Genomic DNA, 12,776 nt, shown 5'->3' on the forward strand with positions numbered 1-12,776 from the left:
GATACTTATAAAAAATAATCCACCTAATTTATACATTTATTGGATGTCTATCAGGGTAATTACGTATAAAAATAAGATATTTAATTCAGGAAACTTTAAAGGAAAATGTGAATCTTTAATAATCTCAGCGCTGGTAAAGTAAGCTATTACTAGATTTGCTAGGGATAGCCAAGCACTTCTTTTTTTATTTAGCCATGTCTTTAACTAAAAGTGTCAAAAAAGATAAAATTCTCGTTGTCGATGATGTTTTTGACAATCTACTGGTCTTAGAAGCAGTCTTAGAAGATGAGGACTATGAAATTAGCTTGGTGGAAGATAGCAAAATAGCTCTGGCTATGGTTGAGGAGTCACCACCAGATATAATTCTCTTAGATGTGATGATGCCGGAGATAGATGGCTATGAATTTACTCGACGCATCCGGCAGAATCCGGCGTTGCCATTTATCCCGATTCTGCTGCTAACGGCTCACTATGAGTCTAGCGTTGTGGAAGGACTCGATGCTGGTGCAGATGACTTTATTCGTAAACCATTCGATCCTGATGAACTACATGCACGAGTGCGATCGCTCCTGCGCCTCAAACATAGTATTGACGAACGAGATCAGATGGCTAACCTGCGGGCAGATTTTGTCTCCCGTTTTACTCACGATTTACGCATACCACTGGTAGCCTCCAACCGCGTATTAAAATTATTGCTGGAAGGCCGGTTTTGCGAAGTTTCGCCACAATTGCAAGAAATAATTGATACCATGATTGGCAGTAATCAAGACCTGCTGGAAATGGTAAATACTTTGCTAGAAGTTTATCGTCATGAGGCGGGCTGTAAAACCTTAAAAATTTCTCCCTGCAATATTCAGGAATTAGTTAGTGAAGTTTCCCAGGAATTAACTCCCTTAGCTGAAGAAAAAGGATTATCTGTAAATATTGATACAGGTGAAACTGCAAGCACCATCATGGGCGATCGCGTGGAACTGCGGCGAGTTTTGACAAATATCATCGGCAATGCCATCAAATTTACAGACAAAGGTTCTGTAGATATTCACTGCCATCTCACTCCGGTAGCTGTGACTATTGATATCCAAGATACAGGGCCAGGAATTTCTAAACAAGATCAGGCAATATTATTCGAGCGATTTCGCCAAGGTAAACACCAGCGTTCTGGTAGTGGTTTGGGACTATATCTATCTCGCTGTATTATCGAAGCACATCAAGGCACAATCGATGTCACATCTGAACCAGGGCAGGGTAGTAAATTCACTATCCGTCTACCTGTAGCTGGCGAAAACTAAAAGTAGGGATGTTTTACAATCAAAAATAGTGTTCACAGACAAAATCCGTGAACACTAAGATAGAACTAAGATATAGGAAAAGGTAGACAAAAATATTTGTACTGGTCTAATTCTTCTATCTGACGATGTTTTATCAAGAATATTTGTGCCCGTTGTACATAGTTATTTAACGGTTAAATTCATCTTTGAGAATTCAATTAATATCCAAAAGAGGGAAAGGTATGATTATATGATTCTATCTTGAGACAAAATCATTTATAACTTCAGGTAGATAGCGATGATGATAAAGCGCAACTTGGCTGATTAACACTGGATATCGTAGATATGTCAACACAGTGCGGAGGCTTCAAACTTGGTGGTCGATAGCGAGCATTAGCGAGTCCGCGGACTCAATTTTGGGTAAATTAGATGAGATGGTTCAAAATACTTTTGTCTTTAATCACTAAATGAGGTTAGTCACATGTCTGAACTTACGGCTGAACTTCAATATATTTTGAATTGGTTAGAATCTACTAATATTGAATTTTTTGACTGCTACAATCCAGGTTTAACTCCCCAGCAGATTGACGAAATTACTAAGGATTTACCATTCAGGTTATCCGAAGAAGTATACGAACTTTATCAATGGTGCAATGGAACCGCCGATCTTGGTTATAACAATGGCTATCTCCCACTCTATTTTTTGTTTCCTGAGCAATTAAGAGCCGACGTTATTTGTTCTTTTTGTTCTTTGCAAGATTCAGTTTATATTTACAAAAGTATAGGAGAAGCTACTAACTATGATGATGCATATTGGAAGCAAAAATGGTTTCCTATTGCTGCCTATGAGACTAAAAGAATGCTTTATGTAGTTGGCGATCTCGATCCATCTCCGGTTTATCTTTGGGATGTTGATTGCCTTGATGATTCAGTAAGAATATATAAAAATCTCATCAGCATGATATCTGTAATTGCGGAGTTTTGTGAGTTTGATTTATATCAAATTATACCAGATAAATATGGAGAAGAAGATGATATGATAATACGAATAGATGAAGAAAAGCTGAAATTTGAAAAAGAGATATAGCAATCCGATTTGATTTCTGAAATTATTTGCGTAGGCTGGGAGTGGGGAGTGGGGAGTAGGGAGTAGGGAAGAAGCCTCTTTGAGTTGTACTGAGTTTTTTCAAAAATCAAACATGAGTCCTATATATCGAAAATATAACTCTTAATTACAGAGAATCTGAAGCTGGAAAAGCACAAATTGCTTCCTTAGAGAAACTATGGTATTTGAATATTAATAAAAAAAGAGCTTAAAGAAAAAGAATATAGACAATGAAGTACTTATTTCTAGTTTGGGTGCTTACACTATCTTTAGTCGCTCCTAGTGCGGCGATCGCTGACGACAAGCCGCTTTCCGTCTACGCTCAAGCAAGACAGCCTTATACTTTAATATCTGGACTTGGCACAATCCACCATCCAGTTTCCACTGCTAATCCCCAAGCACAAGAGTTTTTCGATCAAGGATTAAATTTAATTTACGCTTTCAATCATGATGAAGCTGTGCGTTCTTTTCAACACGCCACCAAACTTGATCCGCATTTAGCGATCGCATATTGGGGTATTGCTTTGGCTATGGGGCCCAATATTAACTTAGAAATAGACCCCAACCGGGAATTAGCTGCTTATCAAGCGGTACAACAAGCTTTGGCACTTTCCACCCACGCATCTACCCAAGAACAAGACTACATTACCGCCTTAGCAAAACGTTACTCCCAAGATCCTGATGCAGACTTGTATCAACTAGCGCTTTACTACGCAAAAGCAATGGCAAACCTAGTCAAGCGCTATCCTGATGATTTGGATGCGGCGACGCTTTACGCTGAAAGCTTGATGGATCTACATCCTTGGCAGTACTGGACTAAAGATGGCAAGCCACGGGAAGATACAGAAGAGATTGTAGCTGTTTTAGAATCAGTTATCAAGCGTAACCCAAATCATCCGGGAGCTAATCATTACTATATCCATGCGGTAGAAGCCTCGCCTTCCCCTGAACGGGCCCTTGTAAGTGCCAAAAGACTAGGAACCCTCGCGCCAGCAGCAGGACACTTGGTACACATGCCTTCCCATATTTATTTTCGTGTGGGAGATTATGAGGGGGCAATGGAGGCAAACAAGCAGGCGATCGCTCAAGATGATATTTACATCAAAAAATATCAAGTCCAGGGCACTTACCCCATGATGTACTACAACCACAACGTACATTTCCTCATGGTGGCCAGCAGCATGGCAGGAAGATATGAAGATGCTCTCCGAACCGCAGATAAATTCGTCGCAAATATTACTGCTATTAATCCGTATATACCAATGCTTGAGGGATTTCTGGGCAGCAAAATGCTGATTCAGACACGCTTTAGTGACTGGGATGCCATCTTAAAAACTCCTGCCCCCAATGCTAAATTGCCTACTACCACAGCACTTTGGCATTTTGCTCGCGGCATGGCAAAAGCAGCCACAGGCAAACTTGAAGATGCAGCAAGCGAAAGTCGGGCATTACTTGCCGCCAAACAGGTAATTTCCACCGAGGCAACTATTGGATTGAGTCCCGCTAGTCGCATTTTAGACATTGCCTCAAAAGTTCTAGACGCCAAAATTGCTAGAGAAAAGCATGATTATGAATCTGCTATTCAATTGCTAGAAAAAGCGGTGGCAGCAGAAGATGCCCTTGATTACGTGGAACCACCAGACTGGTACTTTCCCACGCGCGAATCTTTGGGCGCTGTGCTTTTGGCTAAGGGTGACTATGGAGAGGCTGAGAAAGTCTTTCGTGCTGATCTAAAAAAGTATCCCCATAATGGGCGTTCTCTATTTGGCTTGCAGGCAAGTTTGCAGGCACTGGGCAAAGATCAGGCTGCTCAAGTTGTCAAAGCCGAATTGAAAACAGCTTGGAAAGGTGATAATAAGCAACTTAACATAGCGAAAATGTATTGAAGAAGAATTCGGAATCCAGGAATCAACTATCTTTCAGTCGCTCCCCAACTTTGGAGGCGCGGCTTCGCTTTGGGAGAAGATTCGCTCCCGCTGCACCATTGCCTACGGCAGGTGGGGACGCGATCGCAATTGCTTTCATAGCGGCTTCTCCAAAAGAGTACAAGTCGGCATAGCGTTTATTTGTTGCCTGACTTTGCCTTTCATATTAAAATTTGGGAGTAATACTTTATGGTTAATGCAGTCAAACGTTCAATTCGGATATTAAAGATGCGCCCCTCCATGTCTGATTTCCTATATCACCCTACAGAATTTATCTTCTTCCATTTCCAACCCTTTTTTGCGGTGGGCTGTACTTAGGGTACATGGGGGCAGGCGATCGCGTAGGTGCGATCGCATCACTGGTTAACTATCTGTTAACTATCTACTGGATGCAGAGAGTTGGCTCATATGTCATCCTAGATTAGGAGAGTTAATTCGGTGATGTCTTTGGTTTTAGTATTGAAAGGCTTTTTCCTTTTAGTATTTACAGACTTCTCAGAGAAATTAAAATCTCTACACAGTGATGATTTTGGAGAGAATCGATGTCAATTTATGTAGGTAACCTCTCTTATGACGTTACACAAGAAGATTTAAGTGGTATTTTTGCAGAATATGGTACTGTAAAGCGGGTTCAAGTACCTACTGATCGTGAAACAGGTCGTCCACGAGGCTTTGCTTTTGTGGAAATGGGAACTGAAGCAGAAGAAACAGCCGCCATTGAAGCTCTCGACGGTGCTGAGTGGATGGGTCGTGACCTGAAAGTAAATAAGGCTAAACCTAAAGAAGATAGAGGTGATAGAGGTTCCTTTGGTGGGAACCGAGGAGGATACGGCGGTGGCGGTGGCGGACGCTCCCGCTACTAACCTTGGAAACAAAAAAAATTACCAAGAGTCTTAAGGTCAGACAAGAAGTCTGTCTTTTTTTTGTAATGTTACCGCCTGCATACCCATTGATCAAGTCAACTTAGTAGGAGAAATAATGACCCAAGTAATTGTAGGTGACAATGAACACATTGAGTCAGCCTTACGACGATTTAAGCGAGAAGTTTCCAAGGCTGGAATTTTTCCAGACATGAGAAAGCATCGTCATTTTGAAACGCCCCTAGAAAAACGCAAGCGCAAAGAAGTTGCCAAGCACAGACAGAGTAAGAGAAGTTTCCGTAATTAAGGACTTACTTAGATATAAACGAATGCCCTCATAGATTTTATGAGGGTTTTCCTTTTGCCTATTTAAAAATCAGGAAACCTCAAGAAACGCTGAAATCAAGTCAGCCTTTGTATTGTAGCGGTTGTGTCCCACATCACTTAGAGTGCGGCTCAAAAACAAAATCTTGATTTTCTAGTATAATGCCTGCAATTCAGTTGATTATCGACTGAATATCCACAAATGAGCATTATCTGAGCATCCAATGGTAAACAGCAATAAACCCGCTACTAGCAAGACTTCTAAAGGCAAAGTATCCATATACGTAGAAAAAGGCAGGATCAAGGCTAGACTCCCTAGACAGTACTTCGGAGGTGAACAGCCAAGAATAGCGCTAGGGATGGACGCAACCGAAGCCAACATGAATAGAGCGCACCGATTAGCCGAACCGATGACCCTTGACTTACAAGACGGCTGTTTTGATGAGTCTCTGGCTAAATATGGTATTACAGCCGATTTAAAGCTTAAGGGTAATAGCGCAAGTGACCAGCTACCGCCCAAGCCAGAACTATCGCTTATGGAAGTATGGGAAAAATACAGCGACTACGTAAAGCCAAGATTTAAGGAGACAACATTTGATAAAGCGTTTCTTGAGACTTACCCTAACTTCCTTAAATCAGCTATGAATGCTACGAAGTGTGAAGATTCAATAAAAATTAAGAACTGGCTGGTCGAGAACAGAAGCATAGAGATAACCAGAAACTTGCTGTACTTATAACTTCTAGAAATTATCTCTAGAGGTTTTTATGTATCTACCTACCTCTTACTGGTGATTCACAAATTAAGCATATTTTCCGTAACGAACCAGGGCATTTACCAGATACTTCTGATAACCGAAAATTACTAAAAGATGTTGCTGATGATCCTACAACTACTCTTGGTTCAGATAAGTATGGCAATATCTGGTCTGAAAAAATACTGCCTGACGGTAGACAAGTTTGGGTACGAACACGCAACAATGTAATTAATAATGGAGGAATCAATGATGTTCCCAAAACATATAATCCTGACACTGGTCTAAACAATCCTACACCATCGCAAGGTAGACCATGAGTATTAACTTGACCGAAAAAGAGGCATATGCTGCTATGTATGCATATCTAGTCTCTGTCTATGACAGAACACAATCAGATGATTTGGGGGGGTTACTTGGTGATATGAGTACTTTGGGAGATGGCGAAACTGCTGATCCCGCCGTCTGGCATGAATGGTTGGGATGTGTTAATCAAGTAAAGCAAGGCAAAGTTGACACAAGTCTGAGAATTCAACCCTAGAAGGTAAATAAGTGAACGAAAGGTGGACAATTTGTCTACCTTTTGCCAAAATAGCCCAAGACCAGACTATGCTTGATTATTAGGCGTAGGTTGGGTTGAGGAACGAAACCCAACCTTATCAAGGCTTTGTTGGGTAACGCTTACGCTCAACCCAACCTATTATTCTTCTTAACCCAACCGTATTGGGATATAAGCAATCGTATCTAGTAACCTTACTAGCTTTTCACGCTATTGCTGTGAACCAACTACAGCAAGGGAGGGGAATAAAACCGCCTAGCTTTGGATTTATGAATGATTTGTCTGACTGTAATGACAGCATGGTAACTCCTACGGATGAACAGTCAGCGTTAATTAAAATGACGATGGAAGGCAAGACACTAAACTATCCAGATAGATACTCTCAAGAGAAACTACTCGCACTACACAAAGCTAAGTATCACCTAGAGCTAGCGCTAGGTTTACTCAGTCAGTAACAAATCCATCTCTACTCTCATTGACTAGTAGCTCCTCATGTAGGAGCTATTTTAATGCTCGTTTTCTGATTACCCTTGCCCTGCCGGAAACGGTTTTTCAATTTTTTGGCTATTTTCCTTAAAAAATCGAGTTGTTTTTCAGTTCTGACTCTCATACTCCTAGTTATTTAACAACTTGTTTAACAATTTATTTAACAACTAAAAACATAAGAGATAGAGTGAAGTATGACTGTTAGAAACGAGCATTCAATGAGCATCAACTTTGAGCATTAATTTATACCAAAAACGGTACTTTTATCATTTAAAGTTGAGCTTTTGAGCATCTGTTGAGCATTTTTTATAAAAAATGCCTAAAAGTATTGATTATGCGTCTTCTCTCGGTTCACTGCATAAATCCTGATTGTCAACGTCCTTATCCTCAGCCTTGGGGAAACAAATTTTGCAACAGCTGTGGCGCACCGCTAGAGTTGTTAGACCGCTATGTTCCACTTTACCCGTTGGGGTCGGGAGGATTTGCTCAAATCTACACGGTTTGGGATGAAAAAACTCAAACAGAGAAAGTGCTGAAAGTTTTGGTGGAAGATTCACCAAAGGCACTGGAATTATTTACCCAAGAGGCGGCGGTTTTATCTAGCTTGCAGCATCCGGGTGTCCCCACTGTTGATGCCGATGGGTATTTTCATGTACAACTGTTTAACCCCAAGCCGCACCAACTGCCTTGTCTGGTAATGGAAAAAATCAATGGGCGGACTTTAGAGGAGATATTAAAAAAGTTTCCCCAAGGGTGTCCAGAAAATTTGGTTTTAAACTGGTTCGCCCAAGCTGTACAGATTTTACAAGAATTACATAAACGTCAGATTATTCACCGGGATATCAAACCTTCTAACTTAATGCTGGGTACTTCTTCGGTAATTGTACCCCCACTTCCAGGCGAAACAGAGAGCGATCGCCTGGTACTAATTGATTTTGGCGGGGCAAAACAATTTAGCGCCTCTAAGCTGCGTTCTCAGTCTAGTTCCACCCGATTATTTTCTTCTGGCTACAGTCCACCAGAACAAGTGACTGGAGGTATTGTCGGGCCAAGTGCCGATTTTTATGCCCTTGGTCGAACGATGATTGAACTACTAACAGGCAAGTACCCGCTAGAGTTGGAAGATCAGCAAACTGGGAAATTGCGCTGGCGAACTGCGGTAAATGTCAACCCACAATTAGCAGATTTGCTAGATGAGATGGTGCAGGCGGATGTGCGATCGCGTCCGGCAAATGCAGCTATGATTCAAAAACGTTTGGCGAAGATTTCTCAACCATTACCGCCGCCAGGATTATTTGCCCGACTGCGAGTCAACATTAAGCAAGCCTCAACGCAAGCGTTCCACAAATTTACACTGCTAACACAAGCTATTGAACAGGCTTTAGCTAACTTTAGCCAAGCTGTAACCAAAACGGTTATTTTCATTGCTCAGACAATCATCAAAATTTTCCAAGCTTGTTTGGCGACGATTTGGGCGATGATCCTGAGTAGTATTGGCGCTTGTATTGGTGCGATCGCTGGTTTTATTTTGGCATATCGCACCAGCTTGGGGCATCAAGTGGTGGAATTTATTTCGAGTCAGCTAAACGAATTAGTGCCAAATACTCAACCCGTCTTCGGGGCAGATATTTTGGTGTTCGTCGCAGCAGGCTGGGGAACCGCTTGGGGACTGACAGTATCAGGGTGTTTTGGTCAACGGCGGCGCTTTTTAGTGGCGTCGCTGATGGGCATGATTAGCTATGGCTTCGGATGGTTGATTTTGCAATTAATCACACCAAAAGACAGCGGCGAGGGCTTAGTGGCAGTGATTTTAGTGGCAGTTTGCCTACTCACCTTGAGTTTAGGACTTCGCAGCCATCATATAGTGTACGCTGTGTTCGCTGCCTTTGGCAGTGCTAGTGCCTATGCAATTTTGATTCTTTTGAGGTTAGCACCTCTGATCTTCCAATTTTCTACTCAACCAGGTTGGTCAGAGTTACAGTTACCTCTGATTTTTTTTGGTTCTGTAGGCTTTTTTATCAGCTTCTGGCTAGGAGTAAGTTACTACCTAATTGTCCCTGGATTACGCTTTTTAGGGTGGCGATGAAAGAGGAAGGAGGGATTCCTATATTTAGGACTTGCGTAAGTGTAATATTTTTTTTGTAGAGGTTATCAAGAGTCAAAAAATCGAAATCTTGACCCTTGACTTCGATAACATGAAGATATATGTGCCAGTTGCGTAAGTCCTGTTATTTTAGCTGTTAGATACAAATAATTGGAGATTAACTATGGAACCTATTTCTATGATTATTGCTGCTTTAGGTGCTGGTGCGATCGCAGCTACTAAGGATACCGCAGGAACAGCAGTTAAAGATGCCTATCAGGGGTTGAAAACCTTGATTAAGAAGAAGTTTGAAAGTGAACCAAAAGCACAGATGGTTCTGGAAGAACACGAAACAGACCCTGAAACCTATGAAGCACCACTTAAAAAGAAATTAGCTGAAGCTGGTGTTGAGAAAGATGAGGAAATTATTAAGTTAGCGCAGGAGTTGCTGAAACAGGTAAAACCTGAAGAATCGGCAGGGGGTAAGTATAACACAGTCTTTCAAGGAGAAGTGAAGGGCGCTCAGGTGGGCGATCGCAACAAACAAGAAAATACATTTAGCTAAAAGCCACTGGAGTATCTAGATGGCTGAAAATAGTTCCAACTACAATTCAAGGTTTAAAAATGAAGTAAAGAGTGCTGTAGTTGGTGAAAAAAACATTATCTACAACTACTTTTACTATAGGGAAGAAGCAAGAGTAGAACCTGTTGATTCGGCGATCGCTGCTGATGAATCTCTGCCTTGTCCTTATCGGGGGTTGTTTCATTTTGGCCCCAATGATGCGGATGTGTTCTTTGGGCGGGAAATATTTATCGAAGAACTTTATAGTGCAACTAAAACCAATAATTTTATTCCGGTGCTTGGTGCATCAGGAAGCGGTAAATCTTCGGTGGTATTAGCGGGATTAGTCCCTAAATTAGAAACAGCAGGTCATTGGCAGTTTACTCACTTTCGTCCTGGTTCTGACCCTTTCCATGCTCTAGCTTTAGCTCTTGTTCCTCTTTATACACCCAAATTAGATCAAACAGACCAAATTGCCCAAGCCCGAAAGATGGCTGGTTACTTGCAAGATGGTTCTGTTATTCTCTCGGATGTTTTTGCTAAAATTCAGCAAAATCATCCTAGCGATCGGGTGCTACTGATTGCTGACCAATTTGAAGAAATTTACACTCTTTGTAACAATCAAGAAATTCGCCGTCAGTTTCTTGATTGTTTATTAGCTAGTCTAGTAACTCCTACTTCCCTGACTTCATCGGCAATGGTGTTGGTAGCAACGATGCGGGCAGATTTTTTGGGAAATGCTCTCTCCTATCGTCCCTTTGCTGATGTCTTGCAAAATGCTGACGTGAAACTGGGACCGATGAATCGGGAGGAACTAACACAAGTCATTGAAAAACCTGCCCAAAAATTAGGAGTGATATTTGAAAGCGGACTGGTAGAACGCATTCTGGATGATGTGGAAAACCAACCGGGAAATTTACCTTTGCTAGAGTTTGCTTTGACAGAGTTGTGGAATAAGCGAACAGGTAAACAATTAACTCACAAAATCTATGAAGAAATTGGTCAAGTAGAAGGAGCGTTAGCTCGCCATGCTGATGAGAAATATGGCGAATTGACAGATGATGAGAAGCAAAAAGTCCGGCGGATTTTTATTCAATTGGTGCGTCCGGGTGAGGGAACAGAAGATACCAGACGCATAGCGATAAAGGCAGAATTGGAAGAGCAAAGCTGGTCTTTGGTAAAACAATTAGCTGATGCTCGGTTGGTGGTGACAAGTCGCAATCTTGCCAGTCAAGAAACAGTAGAGGTAGTCCATGAAGCGCTGATTCGCAATTGGGGAGAACTGCGAGAATGGATGAATACAAACCGCGTTTTTAGAGCTTGGCAAGAGCGATTAAGAGCAGAAATGTATCAATGGGAACAGACGCAACGGGATGAGGGGGCATTGTTGCGGGGTGCTACGTTAACAGAGGCACAAGAAAAGCTGGAACAGCGCCGAGAGGAACTTAGCAAAGGTGAACAAGAATTTATTGAAACTAGTGTCGCACTGCGGGATAGGGAAGAAAAGCAACGGCAACGTAGAAGACAACTGGGTGTTTCTGGATTAGCAGGAGGTTTGGTGTTAGCTTTGGGTTTATCTGGGCTAGCGAGTATAGGCTGGTGGAATGCCGAAATCAGTCAAATTAATGCCTTTGCCCAAAGTTCCGATGGGTTTTTGAGGTTAGATGGACGAAAAGCTGTCCAATCAAGCGTCAAAGCTGCTGTCAAAATGCAAGGTAAATTCTGGGTTGATACGGATACCCGCACTCAGGTAGAACTGGCATTATTAAATACAGTTCACAATGTTGCCGCACCCAACACCTTGGGAGGACACGCAAACGAGGTTTCTGCCGTCAGCTTCAGCCCTGATGGCAAGATGCTGGCTTCTGGCAGTGATGACAACACGGTGAAACTCTGGGATACCAGCACTGACAAGGTAATTAAAACCCTGACTGGGCATACAAACTCGGTTTGTAGCGTCAGCTTCAGCCCTGATGGCAAGATGCTGGCTTCTGGCAGTGATGACAACACGGTGAAACTCTGGGATACCAGCACTGGCAAGGTAATTAAAACCCTGACTGGGCATACAAACTCGGTTTGTAGCATCAGCTTCAGCCCTGATGGCAAGATGCTGGCTTCTGGCAGTGATGACAACACGGTGAAACTCTGGTATCCCAGCACTGGCAAGGTAATTAAAACCCTGACTGGGTATACAAGATCGGTTCTTAGCGTCAGCTTCAGCCCCGATGGCAAGATGCTGGCTTCTGGCAGTGATGACAACACGGTGAAACTCTGGGATACCACCACTGACAAGGTAATTAGAACCCTGACTGGGCATACAAACGGGGTTTGGGGCGTCAGCTTTAGCCGCGATAGCAAGATGCTGGCTTCTGGCAGTGCTGACAACACGGTGAAACTCTGGGATACCAGCACTGGCAAGGTAATTAGAACCCTGACTGGGCATACAAACTTGGTTCGGAGCGTCAGCTTCAGCCCCGATGGCAAGATGCTGGCTTCTGCAAGTCTTGACAAGACAGTGAAACTCTGGGATACCAGCACCGGCAAGGAAATTAGAACCCTGACTGGGCATACAAACTCGGTTCGGGGCGTCAGCTTCAGCCCCGATGGCAAGATGCTGGCTTCTGGCAGTGATGACAACACGGTGAAACTCTGGGATACCAGCACTGGCAAGGAAATTAAAACCTTGACTGGGCATACAAGCAAGGTTTATGGCGTCAGCTTCAGCCCCGATAGCAAGATGCTGGCTTCTGCAAGTCTTGACAAGACAGTGAAACTCTGGGATACCAGCACCGGCAAGGAAATTAGAACCCTGACTGGGCATACAAACTCGGTTCGGGGCGTCAGCTTCAGCC

At 42.7% G+C, this 12,776-nt stretch carries 12 protein-coding genes; all 12 read left to right on the plus strand.

From position 1 onward, the window contains the following. Positions 1-194 precede the first annotated feature (194 nt). Positions 195-1,289 carry a hybrid sensor histidine kinase/response regulator gene (locus tag V7K30_RS14310; protein WP_335000167.1) on the plus strand — a complete coding sequence of 365 codons (1,095 nt, stop codon included), beginning with the start codon at positions 195-197 and terminating at the stop codon, positions 1,287-1,289. Positions 1,290-1,749: 460 nt separating this feature from the next. After that, positions 1,750-2,355 carry an SMI1/KNR4 family protein gene (locus V7K30_RS14315; protein ID WP_335000169.1) on the plus strand — a complete coding sequence of 202 codons (606 nt, stop codon included), beginning with the start codon at positions 1,750-1,752 and terminating at the stop codon, positions 2,353-2,355. Positions 2,356-2,603: 248 nt separating this feature from the next. Further along, positions 2,604-4,259 (plus strand): tetratricopeptide repeat protein, encoded by a 1,656-nt coding sequence (locus V7K30_RS14320; RefSeq protein ID WP_335000171.1) that lies wholly within the window; start codon positions 2,604-2,606, stop codon positions 4,257-4,259. Beyond that, positions 4,256-4,432: a hypothetical protein gene (locus V7K30_RS14325; RefSeq protein WP_335000173.1), complete on the plus strand. Its 177-nt coding sequence runs from the start codon at positions 4,256-4,258 to the stop codon at positions 4,430-4,432. Before V7K30_RS14320 ends, V7K30_RS14325 begins: the two co-directional genes overlap by 4 nt. A 408-nt stretch (positions 4,433-4,840) precedes the next feature. Further along, positions 4,841-5,161 carry an RNA recognition motif domain-containing protein gene (locus V7K30_RS14330; RefSeq protein WP_273762368.1) on the plus strand — a complete coding sequence of 107 codons (321 nt, stop codon included), beginning with the start codon at positions 4,841-4,843 and terminating at the stop codon, positions 5,159-5,161. 115 nt (positions 5,162-5,276) lie between these two features. Further along, on the plus strand, positions 5,277-5,465 hold the full coding sequence (gene rpsU / locus V7K30_RS14335; RefSeq protein ID WP_012407716.1) for a 30S ribosomal protein S21: 189 nt from the start codon (positions 5,277-5,279) through the stop codon (positions 5,463-5,465). Positions 5,466-5,706: 241 nt separating this feature from the next. Next, the gene (locus V7K30_RS14340) at positions 5,707-6,219 is read left to right on the plus strand and encodes a hypothetical protein (RefSeq protein WP_335000175.1); all 513 of its coding nucleotides are present in this window, start codon (positions 5,707-5,709) and stop codon (positions 6,217-6,219) included. A gap of 331 nt (positions 6,220-6,550) precedes the next feature. After that, entirely contained in the window at positions 6,551-6,775 is a 225-nt protein-coding gene (locus V7K30_RS14345; RefSeq protein WP_335000177.1) for a hypothetical protein, read from the plus strand. 236 nt (positions 6,776-7,011) lie between these two features. Next, the gene (locus V7K30_RS14350; protein ID WP_335000179.1) at positions 7,012-7,248 is read left to right on the plus strand and encodes a hypothetical protein; all 237 of its coding nucleotides are present in this window, start codon (positions 7,012-7,014) and stop codon (positions 7,246-7,248) included. Between the two features lie 365 nt (positions 7,249-7,613). Further along, positions 7,614-9,365, plus strand: coding sequence for a serine/threonine protein kinase (locus V7K30_RS14355; RefSeq protein WP_335000181.1), 1,752 nt, complete (start codon positions 7,614-7,616; stop codon positions 9,363-9,365). 181 nt (positions 9,366-9,546) lie between these two features. Continuing rightward, complete coding sequence (locus V7K30_RS14360; RefSeq protein ID WP_335000183.1) at positions 9,547-9,927, plus strand: hypothetical protein; 381 nt, start codon at positions 9,547-9,549, stop codon at positions 9,925-9,927. A gap of 19 nt (positions 9,928-9,946) precedes the next feature. After that, positions 9,947-12,776, plus strand: a 2,830-nt coding sequence (locus V7K30_RS14365; RefSeq protein WP_335000185.1) for an nSTAND1 domain-containing NTPase, incomplete at its 3' end; no start/stop codon positions are given.

This window comes from Nostoc sp., assembly GCF_036917655.1.
Classification (GTDB): domain Bacteria; phylum Cyanobacteriota; class Cyanobacteriia; order Cyanobacteriales; family Nostocaceae; genus Nostoc.